This window comes from Phenylobacterium sp., assembly GCF_016793225.1.
Taxonomy (GTDB): domain Bacteria; phylum Pseudomonadota; class Alphaproteobacteria; order Caulobacterales; family Caulobacteraceae; genus Phenylobacterium.
Map to the genome: position 1 here is coordinate 1 of NZ_JAEUMN010000063.1, position 10,498 is coordinate 10,498.

Below are 10,498 nucleotides of genomic sequence, written 5' to 3' on the forward strand. Positions count from 1 at the left end.
CTCGGGCTGCCGCAGCCCGAGCGCGAGTACGAGCCCCCGAACCTCACCGCGGAGCTCCGCTAGGGCGCCGAACATCTCCTCACGCTTCTCGTTCGCAGTCTCCATTGCCAGGAGCTGGGCCGCGTTGTGTCGCGTCTGCTCCGCAATGTGCGTCTCGAGGCAGCCGTGCGTCTGGTAGACGCCGGCAGCCACCGCCCGGAGCGCGTCCTTGATCGTCCCGCGCTCGACGTCGATGGGCTGAAGTTCACCCACGGCGGCCTCCCGGGATCGCGGCTTGGCCGTCATCGCCCATCTCCGGGTGCTCCCAGCCCGCAGCGATTGGCCGACGCGTGGCTCACAGATCTGAGGGAGCCCATCAGACCGTCACCAGGTAACCGGGCACGGACGTGTTCGGGTTCTTCCAGGCCGAGAAGCCGAACTCGTTGTCCGTATCCATGATGAAGTTGCAGAGCCGCCAGTCGGTGGCGTTGCCCTTGGCGTGCAGCAGGGGCGAGGCGCCCGAAACGGTGCTGCCCGCCACGTCGGTCGAGGCGACCAGCGAGGCCTTGGGCGACCCGTCGCTCTCCACGAACAGCTCGCGGTTGGCCTGGACGGTCGGGTCGAAGTAGCCGCGGCCCATCCAGAAGTCGCCCAGCCGGAACGAGCCGCGCTTGGTGCCCAGCTGCGCCAGCGTCAGGCCGTTGCCAGCGTTGCCGAAGCCGTGCGGGTTCGACAGGCGCAGGGTCTGCGACGTGCTGGACAGGAGCTGGGTGTTGGCCGACGCGCCGTTCGTCAGGCTCGTCACGCCCGTGGAGGGCGTCAGGAAGTGGGTCAGCTTCGCCAGCCCGTTCACGATGTCGACCGAGGCCATGAACCAGCGCGGCGCGTCGCCCACCCGGAACAGGTTGCTGGCCGAGGTCATCGAGAACAGCGTCTGCCCCGACGTGTTGCGGATGATGATGTCCAGCGCGTTGTTGACGTTGCGCGTGATGACGATGCCGCCGGTCGAGGCCGAGAACACGATCTGCGACGCCCCGTCGCCGCCCGTGGCCCCCTGCAGGCGGCCCACGATCGTCAGCGCCTGCAGGGTGTCGGGCATCTTCGACACCGCTTGGTTGACGCAGCAGTAGCCGTCGAACTCCACCAGCTTGGAGACGCCCGCCGCCGCGCGCTCGCCCACCAGGATCCGCTTCTGGACCCGTGACGTGCGCCCGGTCTTGGCGAACTGCATGTGCACGGGTGTGAGGTCGCGCGCCGGCGGGGTCGCGCCCACGCGGCTGATCTGGCCGCTGGCGCTCACCGCATAGTCGGTCTGGGTGTTCGAGGGCGCGAGCGACATCGTGCCGCCCGATCCCCAGATGAACGGCGTCCCGATCACGTCGCCGGCCGCAGGCGTGGCGGGCTGCGCGGCCGTGACGTACTGGCGCAGCGCGAAGGGCACGCCCCCGAGGATCGCGTCGACCACCCGCAGGATGGAGGCGCGCGTCACGCACCGGATGCCGTGCTGGTTCATGTGCGAGCCGTCGGTCGTCATGAACCCCATGGGCGAGACGCCCTTGTCGACATCCGCCTGGTCGTTGGTGGGGTCGATCAGCCCATAGTCGACCGCTTCGTCCATCAAGGTCTGGAAGCAGTCGATCACCTTCCCCTGGCCGGCGCTGGTCGTGTAGCGGCGGAACAGGGTTTCCTTCGCGTTGAACCAGAACGAGCCCGGCGTCTCCGAGATCGACGCGCGCGCGCTCGAGGCAAAGCTGCCCCGGGTGTTCGTCATCGCCAGCGAAGGCCGCGCCCCGCAGGCCGTGAGCATGAGGCCCATGGCCGTCGCGATCGTGTTGACGGTGTTCGCCACGCCCGACCCGACGTTGCCCGTGTCGGTGCCCGTGTTGTCGCCGATGTGGTTGAAGCAGATGTCGCTGGCGCCGACCTGGACCGGCACGTCGTTCTGCGTTCGCGTGCGGATCGAGGTGGGCCCCTGCCCGCCGAGGCCCCGATTGTGCGTCATCCGCCCGTTGCCGAGCGTGTGCTTCTCCAGCGTCGAGCCGCCGACGTCGTTTTCGGTGCCCTGGACCGCCGAGGGGTCGATCTGCAGGGCCAGGTCCTGCATGAACGTCACCTGCGTCCCGTCGACCTTCCCCCCGGCCGTGGACGCGCCCCAAATCCAGACGTCGCGGTCAAGGACGATCGTGTCGTTCACGGGCGGGGCCGTGGCCACGGCTCGTGGCGCGGTCAGCGACAGACCGACGTGACCAGCCTGCATCTCAGTAGAGCGCCACGACGCCAGTCGCGGTCGAGCCGCTCTGGTAGACCTTGGTGATCGAGACGGGGATCAGACCGGCAGGGAGCGGCAGCGTGACGCCGGTCCCGACGCCGCGCATGTCGACCTTCAGATTCCCGGCCACGCCGACCAGGAGGGCGCGGCAGCGGCCGACCGTGACGTCGCCACCGCTATAGTCGATCGCGACCGCGTTCTCCGCGGGCGAAGTGTCTGTCATGGGCATCGGAAAAGGCTCCTCGTGCACAGGGAAGGCAGCTGTCGCCGCCGGCTGTGCTCCGTCCGTGGAGCCTACGGTCCGCCATTTAGCGCCCGGCGTGGGCTGCCCCGTCCGTGGGGCCGACGCTGACGCCGAAGCGTCGCCCTAGATTAGCATCGACGTCCCGAAACTGCTATCTCTGGACGCCCTGAACAGCGGCGCTGGACCTTGGCCTTCACCCCGTCCCCGATCGATCCCGACGAGCTGCGACTCCACCACAAGCGCGCTTGGCTGAACGCCAAGATCGGCCAGGCCATGAGGAAGCGCCGCTACCCGCACCTGATCGCCGAGGATCATCCGTCCTACCCGCTCTGGAAGAAGGTCGCGGTCGAGATCCCGGTCGTGATCTACCTGATCGTAAGCATCGGCTTCGTGGCCTGGATCGCCCATCTCTTCAGCCTCTGGTGGGTCGGCGTCATCAGTTAGGCGAGGCATCGGCCCGACGCTCCGCAAGGACACCAGCCTCCGCGGCGAGATAGGGCGCCATGGCCCGCATCTCGGCCGGCGAGATCACCCGCTCCCGCACCATGGCCTCGAACAGCTCGCCCACGTCCCCGTTGCGGAACAGCGCCTGCCCCAGGAGCCGCGAGACCTCGGGGTTGTTCAGGCCGCTTCGGGCCTCGCGCGCCTGCCGCAGCTTCGTCGCCGCCCACTCGAAGGCCTGGCGTCGCCAGCTTCGCGGGTCCTGGGCGAAGTTGAAGGCCGGTTCGAGCAGGTCGTTGCCGCTGGCCGCACGGTTCACAGCCGCGATGTCTTCCGCCAGCGGCGTCGTACGCGAGCCGGTGAGCACGCGGTTGTAGGAGAGGTTGGCCTCGAACTCGGAGACCACGTCGCGCATGAACCGCGCGTAGGCCTCATCGCTCCCAAAGCCCATCCGCAGCCGGTCCTGCAGGAGTTCGTCGTCCACGAAGGCGCGGAAGGTGCGTTGCGGATCTTTGGACCGAAAGACGTCGGACAGGCCCCTGGCCACGCCCAGGCGCATCGCCTCCGCCTCGTCCGCCGAGAAGCGCTCCATGCCCGTGGCCAAGTCTTCGGCGTCCATGCGGCCCGTCACCATGCGCCGGCCGAGCGACATCGCATCCATCTGACGGGAGGGGCCCGCGTAGGCGTCCAGGGCCTCGCCGTACTTCGGGTTCAGGTCTCGCAGATGGCGTCGCAGTTCGGTGCGCGTCCGCTCAATGTTGCGCACCTCGTCGGTCCGCGGCAGCCGCCCGGTCGTCGGGTCCCGCAGGCTCTCCAGCTCATCGTCGAGCCCGCGCTTGATGTAGTCCCACGCCTTCCAGGTCGGGGTCTCGCCGTACACCGGCCCCGTCTGCGGCTCAGGCCGCTGGCCGTAGCTCTCCGGGTCCGGAAGGTCGTCGGCAGAGCCCCCGCGGTAGGCCATCTCCTCCGCCTCGTCGAAACGCGCGATCCGGTCCAGGGCGCGCGGGTCGGCGTCCCGCGCAAAGCGCTGGCGCCGCCCGGCGATATCATCGCCGAGCGCGTCCAGGAACTCGTTCACGGTCGGCCGCGAGCGGTGCTCCGGGAAATAGCCGGCTTCCCAGGCGCGCAACGCCCACTCGTCCGGGTCGGCAGCCTCGCCAATCACGCCGCGCTGGTAGGCCTTGCCCTTGTGCCAGTCGCGTCCGCCCATCGCCGTGACATCGCCGCCTACGTCCCGCAGCCCGCCGCCATCGGCGACGAACTTGGCCAGCGACGGCCCGCGACGCGGCGCCGACGGCGGCCGGCGGAAGCCGGCGATCCTCTCAGCCTCACCGGCGACACGCCCCGCATCAGGCCCGTCGGTCAGCCAGTCGGCGGGGTTCTCCATGTCGAAGAGGCCGAGCCCATTCGGGTTCTCACCTTCCTCGAGCGCGAGTTCACGGCCGCGGCGCATGGCCTTGCGGATGCTCGGCCGGGCCTTCAGCCGCTCCAGGGCATTGGTGACCGGCGGCTCGCGCTCGAAGGCCTCGGCGTAGAGAGGGCGGCTTTCCTGCAGTCGCCGGCGATCCAGCCCCTCGCGCGTCGCATGGAACGAGGCGCCATCATCTCCGAGGTCGCGCCGGACGGCCGAGAGGATGCGACTTCGCGCGCCCTCACGGCGGCGGACGAGTTCGCTACGCGCAATGTCCTGCCCGGGGCCCGGCACCGACGCCACAGCCCGCGCCGTCGTCTCGCCCCCGGCGCCCATCCGCTCGAACGGCAATTGCAGGTCATCACCGCCTTGTGCCTCAAGGGCGAGGCTCGGCCCGACGCGCTCCTCGAGCACCCTGCCGGCTTGCGCCGCCGCGCGCGTATCTCGCGGCGCGCTCAGGCGCTTGCCGGCATTGATGATACCCCCAATCCCCGTGACGACCGGCGGCGTCAGTGCGCCGAAGGCCGCCCCGAACGCAGCCCCCTCGTTCGCCTTCTCCAGGCGCTGACCCAGGTCCCCTTCGTCCGAGAAGCCGGAGAGGGCGCCGAACAGGCCGCCCGTGACGCCGCCCTTTCCCATCTCGCCGATCATTCGGGCGCCGGGGATGCGCTGCAGCGCGCCCAAGACGCCCTTGGCAGCCGGCGCTGCTTGTTCCATGGCGGCGGGCGCCGTCGACAGACCGCCGCTCCGCGCCGCCAGGATGACCGGCGCTGCCGCCGTCGCCATCTCCACCACCGGCTTCAGCACCGGATGAGCCTTGGCGAAGTCGTCGCGCACCTGGCTGCGGCGGGCCCGCGCGTCGCGCCAGTTCGCGGCTTCCACGCGGCGCGTGAAGTCCTCCACCCGCTCGCCCGGCTTCGTCTTGTGCTTGCCCGTGAGTAGGTCGAGGCCCGTCACGCCCTTGGTGTAGAGCCAGTCCGCAGGCTCATCGAGGCCGAGCAGGCTGGTCGCCACCGCCACCGCCCCCGACACGTCATCTATGACGCCGCGACGGCGCGGGCCGCCTGCCAGGTCCTGACGTCGGAAAGTCCCGCCCTCCGCCGCAGCGGCCTCTCCCGTCTCCCTTGCACGGAAGCTGCCCATCAGCGCGCGCCCTTCTGGTAGGCCTTGCCGTCGTCATCCAGATACCAGGAGCCGAGCGGCAGCCGATCGAACTCGTCTGCGCTCGACGGCACATAGGGGTTCGACTTCGAGCCGCTCTTCGCCTTGGACCCGGCGTAGAACCGCAGCGCGTTGCGCTGCGCCGCCGGAAGCTGCGACTGCCAGCCCTGCGGCTTCATGATCACCGAGCCGTCGGCATTGCGGACGCGCTCACGGCCATCGCTCGACAGCCCGGCCGCGCGCTGTGCATCGCTCGAAGCCTGCGACTGGCGGCGGTCGCCGTCGCCCCGCACGGCGCCGAAGTACTCCCGCCACTGGCGGCGGTTCATGTTCAGCACGGGCGCGCCGCGCGCCTCTGAGGCGGCGTCGAAGATCGGGTTGTCCTGAGCGTATCGGCTCCACGCCTCCGGCGCGCCGTTCGTCGTCCCGAACGTCGACGCGTGCCAGTCCATGAAGGCCCGGCGCTGCTGTACGGCGTCATCCGCCAGCCGCTGGGCGCGGATCAGCGCCCGGTTGGTCTCCGTCGGCTTGTCCTTGCCGTAGGTCATGACCAGGAACTGCTGGGCGTCGAAGTCCGAGATCGCGCCCTCGCCGGGCTGGCGCTTCGAGCGCGCCGCCTCAGCCTGGATGGAGTCCATCTCGCGGATCTCAGGGTCGAGCCAGCCGGCAACGTCCTTCCAGATCGGAATGGCATACTGGCCGCCGGTCTTCTGGCGCGACAGCAGGCCCTCCATGCGCCGCGCGGCGGCAATGCCCTTCGCCGCGCCGGCCTGAGCCTTGTCATCCTCGGTCTTGAAGGCGCGATAGTAGGCCGCCTCCGAGCGATCCGGATCACCGCGGCTGTAGGACGGCAGGTAGGTCGATCCGGGCGCGCGAGAATTAGCCAGCGGCAGCCACTGGCCATCGATCAGTTGCAGGCGGTCGCCACGATCGTTCTCGGCGATGATCGGCGCGGGCATGACCTACCTCCCCGCCGGCGTGATGCGGAACCCTGGCGGCAGGGGCGGCATCCCGCCCGTCGCGCCGCTCCCGCCAGCCGCCGCGCGCCGCGCACGCTCTCGCTCGAGCGCGAGGCGTGCCCGGTGGAGCGCAATGCGCTCGCCGCCATAGCCCTCCTCGACGCGGTTGTGCCGGCCGGCCTCGAGTTCCTGCCACGTCGGCGGACGCTGATCGCCCCAGGAGAAGCCGTCTGCGCCGCGCTCCCAGGCGTAGCCATCGTCCACGCCGTAGTCGGGCGCTTCGTCGATGGTCCGGCCACCGGCGCCGCGACGCTGCCCCTTGCTCAGCGTGTAGGCCTCGTTGCGGCTCTTGTAGACGTCAGCCAGAGCCTCGGTTGCCTTCTGAGGGTTCGCCTTCAGCAGGAACTGCATCCTCGGGTCGTCAGGGAACAGCGCATCGATCTGCGCCGCGAGTTCCGCCTGCTTGCTCTTCGCGAGCCGCCCGGCCGCGCGCTGATCGATGGCCGTGAGCCGCTCCGTGGAGTCGTCGTCGCGCATGGCCGCGCCGAGACGGTCGAAGCGGTCCACCGTGCTCATGCCCGTCGTCGGATCGACCGCGTTGATGCGGTCGAAAAACGACATCTTGGGCTCAGGCCCCGCCGCCTCGAGCGTCGGCATACGGCGCATGACCGCGGCGCCCTCGTTTCGAGAGAAGGCGTCGTTGCCCTTCGGGTCGCCCACGCCAAGGAAGTAGCCGTCGTCCTTCATGAGGAAGTCCTGCGCGGCCGGGAGCAGGCCTCCGGAGCCTGCGGTGGCAGATGCCCCGCCCGGCGTGCCAGCAACCGCCGCATCGACCGAGCCGATCAGCCCGGGAGTGGAGCCCTTGCCGCCCAGGCCCTTCAGCGCGCCCATCAGCCCGTTCAGGAATGCCGCCATGTCGCGCCCTCCACCTTCGAGTAGTCGACCATCAGGAAGCCCATGGGCCCGACCAGAACAGCGTCCGGATCGGTCTGAAGGAGCTCCTGTGCGATGACGCCGACGTGCGGCGGGTGATCGTCCGGCTCCCAGAGGTAGCGCCAGGAGACCCACCGGCGACCGGCCTCGTCATGGCCGAGCGTGACGATGTCGCGCTTCAGGTTCACATCCGACGCGGCAATGGCCGCGATCTGGATAGCCTGGCCGATCTGATCCATCAGGCTGCCGCTCGACTTCGTCGTCGACGTGCCCGAGCTGTTCGTAAGCCCGTTGACGGTCTGCCCGCCGAATAAGTCGAACTGGCCCTTCCCGAGCAGGTCCGCCACCGCCCCGAGAAGCCCCAATTGGCCCTGCCTCTGTTCGGTGTCGATGCCCCGCAGGACGCCCCCGGCATCCATCTGGGCGCCGATGTCGGCGCGGGCGTTGGTCGCGTCGACGTTCGCCAGATTGCCGAAGAGGCCGCCGGCTTCCAGCCGCCGCGCCAGGTCCTGTGCGGACGCGCCCTGGTTCGCGACGGCCGCTGCCTGCCGTCGGCTTGCGTCGCGATCGGCCAGATCTGCAGACAGTCGGAAGCCGCTGTCGAGGATGTTGGCGTCGAGGGCCCCTCGCGCCCGCGACAGCTCTCCTTCCGTCTGGGCTTCACGGACGGCGTAGCGAGAGCCGCCGAAGGCGCCGTTGCGAGCGCCCGCCGCGGCCTGCGCCGCACGGGTCCGGCCCGCATCGGCGTCGAAGTCGGTCAGCGCCGCGCGGCGCACGGCATCCTGGTAGCGGGACTCGTAGGCTCCCAGGTTGTCGAGGAGGCTGGCCCCGCCGACGCGGTCGATGGAGCCGTCGGCAGCGCCTTGGACGGCGTCCATGGCGCTCGCGACACCGCCGCGCCAGCCGCCCAACCCCGCTGCCGCGGCGCCGGCTCTCGCCTGGAGCGGGTCCACGCCGGACACGAAGTCGGTCGGGTCGCGGTCGAGCAACCCGGACACCTGGCCCGTGAAGGCCTTCAGTGGCTCCTCCGCCCAGGTGGGTGCGGTGCGCTGCGTCGTCACGTTCTGCGTCGTGCTCGACGTCTCCTTGGTCGTCCGCTTCTTGCTGGAGATGCCCATGTCACACCACCTTCGAGACGGTCACGGACCAGGGCTCATACCCGGCCGGCTTCAGCAGCCGCTCCCAGCCCTTGCGGCCCTCGATCAGGATCCGGGAGCACCCCAGCAGGCGCGCTGAGGCGCACAGCGCCGGCTCCAGCGCGAGGACCTCCTTCAGGTCGCCGACCGCCCAGAGCGTCTGCAGCACCTTCTCGCCAGAAGGGTAGGCGACGACCTGGGTGACGATAGCCGCGTCAGCGCCGGGCCAGAGGTAGGCTTCGCCGCCGGCGATCATCGCCTCGAGGTCTTCGATCGTATAGAGGCCGCCCGCCATCGCCTCGGCGAACCGGTCGCGGAAGCGCTCCCATTGCGCCTGCAACGGGGAGAGCGGACGCGTCGCGCCTGGCAGCGCCTCGCCCTGCAGATCGGGGGCCGCCGCGAGCGCCGCAAGCATCTCGTCGCTGGCGCCCTCAGCCAGCGCCGCGTCGAGTTCGCTGGCATCCGGCTCCGTCCGGGCCGCGCGTTCTGCGGCGTAGTCGGCCACGTTGCTCATCGTGCACCTGTGGTGATGACGTCGAAGGAGGGGCGGCCGCAGCGCGCGAAGGAGGGCACCGACGAGCCCTCGAACCTCACGCTCATGAAGCGGCCCTCGGCCCGGAGATCCTGGAAGGTCTCGCCCGGCGCCAGGGTGACGGGGTCCCATGCCACCCGCGGCTCCTGGGGAAAGTCGCGGGTGGAGATGGTCATCCGGACCGGGCCGAGCTGGCCCTCGAAGTCCGGCTCGACGTCGTTGACCCGCATCACCCGCCGGTCGTCATCGACGTACTGGTCGCCGCTCTCGACGTACCAGGCCAGCGGCTCGCCATCGGCTGTGGCGCCCCGTTCGTGCCAGTAGACTTCACCGCTCGGCGCGACGCCGATCGGCGACACCGAAGGGCCGGCATCCACGTAGGCCGAGCGCGCCATCTCGCCCTTGGTCCAGGCGCCGTCGAGCGTGCAGACCGCGATGTAGCGACTGTTCTCCAGCCCATCGCCGTCGCGAGCGTCGGGATAGTCGAAGCGGACTTCGGAAAAGGTGGCGCAGCTCGACGCCACCACCTTGTCGAACTGCGAGGCTGCCAGGTTGTCGGTGAAGTCCTTGCGCACCGTGCAGGGTAGGATCGCCGGCGCAGAACCGGGCGCCCACACATAGAATTGGCCGTCCGGCGCGACCCAGTAGGCCGCACCGCCGAAGATCACCACGGCGTTTGGGCCCATGAGGCCGCACTTGCCCGGCACGGGATCGAACCGCCACGTCTGAGAGGGGTCGCCGATGAACGTGCCCACGTAGAAGCCGCTGTCCGTCCAGGCCAGGACGTACTCGCCAAAGCGTCGGCCCGCCACGAGGCGGCCGCCGCCCTTCAGGATCACCTCTCCGGCGTTGTTGGAGGGTGTGGTCGTCCAGTCCTCAGGGTTCTCGATGTCGGAGAACCGGATGCAGAGCGGGTTGAAGGTCCCGGAGACCTCCTCGTTGCAGCCGATCGCCATGACCTGCCGGCTCTCGGTCACCAGCATGTAGGTGACTTCGTCGGGCGCTCCCGTGAGCGGTTCCGCCGGCGTGCCGGTGTCGTTCTGCCACCAGTAGATCGTCTCCCCGCGCGGATTGGCCATCAGGCTCTCGCCGTAGGTGTCGAGCGCCCAGGTCCTCGCGAAGTAGTCGCTCGCCGAGGGCTCGGAGTAGCCGCCGACGCCGTAGGCGCCGGTGCTGTAGCCCGTGGTCCCCGTCCCATGCTCCGCGCCGGCCGCGAGGCCCACAGGCGTGATGTCGAACAGCTCCCCACCCCGGTAGACCTGCAGCGCCGAGTGGGTCCCGAAAGCCCCCATCAGGGCGCCGAGATTGTCCGTCCAGGGCAGCACCGTGCGGCAGACACCGGTCAGGGCTTCAGCGAAGATCCGCTCCCAGCCGCCGACCGTCTGCCAACGCCCCTTCCAGAAGCGCACGTTCTTGCCCGCCACCCACGCCGC

10 protein-coding genes are annotated in these 10,498 nt (G+C 70.0%); 1 reads left to right on the plus strand and 9 read right to left on the minus strand.

Going from position 1 to position 10,498, the window contains the following annotated elements; translation table 11 throughout:
- From JNK30_RS07150 to JNK30_RS07160, 3 genes are all read right to left on the minus strand, one after another.
- On the minus strand, positions 1–285 hold a 285-nt coding region (locus JNK30_RS07150), incomplete at its 3' end, for a hypothetical protein (protein ID WP_293481371.1).
- 70 nt (positions 286–355) lie between these two features.
- On the minus strand, positions 356–2,236 hold the full coding sequence (locus JNK30_RS07155; protein ID WP_293481372.1) for a hypothetical protein: 1,881 nt from the start codon (positions 2,234–2,236) through the stop codon (positions 356–358).
- Between the two features lies 1 nt (position 2,237).
- Complete coding sequence (locus tag JNK30_RS07160) at positions 2,238–2,477, minus strand: hypothetical protein (protein WP_293481373.1); 240 nt, start codon at positions 2,475–2,477, stop codon at positions 2,238–2,240.
- A gap of 201 nt (positions 2,478–2,678) precedes the next feature.
- Here JNK30_RS07160 and JNK30_RS07165 point away from each other — a divergent pair, with 201 nt between their 5' ends.
- Positions 2,679–2,936, plus strand: a complete 258-nt coding sequence (locus tag JNK30_RS07165) for a hypothetical protein (protein WP_293481374.1) — start codon at positions 2,679–2,681, stop codon at positions 2,934–2,936.
- Here JNK30_RS07165 and JNK30_RS07170 read toward each other — a convergent pair.
- The 6 genes from JNK30_RS07170 to JNK30_RS07195 all read right to left on the minus strand — a co-directional run.
- On the minus strand, positions 2,929–5,181 hold the full coding sequence (locus JNK30_RS07170) for a hypothetical protein (RefSeq protein ID WP_293481375.1): 2,253 nt from the start codon (positions 5,179–5,181) through the stop codon (positions 2,929–2,931). The genes JNK30_RS07165 and JNK30_RS07170 overlap by 8 nt on opposite strands.
- Before the next feature lie 305 nt (positions 5,182–5,486).
- Positions 5,487–6,464 carry a hypothetical protein gene (locus JNK30_RS07175; RefSeq protein WP_293481376.1) on the minus strand — a complete coding sequence of 326 codons (978 nt, stop codon included), beginning with the start codon at positions 6,462–6,464 and terminating at the stop codon, positions 5,487–5,489.
- Between the two features lie 3 nt (positions 6,465–6,467).
- Complete coding sequence (locus JNK30_RS07180; RefSeq protein ID WP_293481377.1) at positions 6,468–7,379, minus strand: hypothetical protein; 912 nt, start codon at positions 7,377–7,379, stop codon at positions 6,468–6,470.
- Entirely contained in the window at positions 7,364–8,515 is a 1,152-nt protein-coding gene (locus JNK30_RS07185; RefSeq protein WP_293481378.1) for a tail fiber domain-containing protein, read from the minus strand. The genes JNK30_RS07180 and JNK30_RS07185 overlap by 16 nt, the downstream gene beginning before the upstream one ends.
- A 1-nt stretch (position 8,516) precedes the next feature.
- Positions 8,517–9,038 (minus strand): hypothetical protein, encoded by a 522-nt coding sequence (locus JNK30_RS07190; RefSeq protein WP_293481379.1) that lies wholly within the window; start codon positions 9,036–9,038, stop codon positions 8,517–8,519.
- A gap of 5 nt (positions 9,039–9,043) precedes the next feature.
- Positions 9,044–10,498 (minus strand): hypothetical protein (locus JNK30_RS07195; RefSeq protein WP_293481380.1); only part of this gene is annotated, 1,455 nt, incomplete at its 5' end.

Coding starts and splice junctions, on each gene's coding strand:
- JNK30_RS07155 (WP_293481372.1), bottom strand. CDS start 2,236: ATGCAGGCTGGTCACGTCGGTCTGTCGCTGACCGCGCCACGAGCCGTG.
- JNK30_RS07160 (WP_293481373.1), bottom strand. CDS start 2,477: ATGCCCATGACAGACACTTCGCCCGCGGAGAACGCGGTCGCGATCGAC.
- JNK30_RS07175 (WP_293481376.1), bottom strand. CDS start 6,464: ATGCCCGCGCCGATCATCGCCGAGAACGATCGTGGCGACCGCCTGCAA.
- JNK30_RS07180 (WP_293481377.1), bottom strand. CDS start 7,379: ATGGCGGCATTCCTGAACGGGCTGATGGGCGCGCTGAAGGGCCTGGGC.
- JNK30_RS07185 (WP_293481378.1), bottom strand. CDS start 8,515: ATGGGCATCTCCAGCAAGAAGCGGACGACCAAGGAGACGTCGAGCACG.